The organism is Pseudoflavonifractor phocaeensis, assembly GCF_016901735.1.
Classification (GTDB): Bacteria; Bacillota; Clostridia; order Oscillospirales; family Oscillospiraceae; genus Pseudoflavonifractor_A.
On sequence record NZ_JACLZC010000192.1, the window covers coordinates 1 to 513 of the forward strand.

The 513-nt window shown below is 53.0% G+C and carries 1 protein-coding gene; it reads right to left on the reverse strand.

The window, feature by feature from the left end:
- The coding region (locus tag H7U37_RS15215) for a DEAD/DEAH box helicase family protein (RefSeq protein WP_204877003.1) at positions 1 to 513 on the reverse strand (513 nt) is incomplete at both ends.

Sequence of the window (513 nt, forward strand, 5' to 3'; positions counted from 1 at the left end):
TTTCCCGGTGGGTAGCGGAGTACCGCAGCACACACAGGGGATTGAGCGTGGCAATGGCTTCCTTGGCCTTTGGTGTATTGTCTACACTCTGGGGTTCGTCGATGATGACGATGGGGTGGGTATTCTGAATAAAGCCCATGGCCGTCTCGCCGCCCAAACGATCCTGGGCCTGGTTGATAATGTTCTCCGCCTTCTTGAAAGCGTCGATGTTAATAATCATCACTTCAATGTTAGAGCTGGTGGCGAACTGGCGCACATCGGACAGCTTGGCGGAGTTGTAGATGAAGTACCGGCAGGGCACGTTGTCGTATTGCAGGCCAAAATGCTCTTTGGTGATTTCAAAGGACTTATAGACACCCTCCCGGATGGCCACCGACGGCACCACAATGACAAACTTGGTGAATCCGTACTTGCGGTTCAGCTCAAAGATGGTCTTGGTGTAAACATAGGTCTTGCCGGTACCGGTTTCCATCTCAATGCAGAACTGGCAGCGTGCCGCTGCACCCAATACGC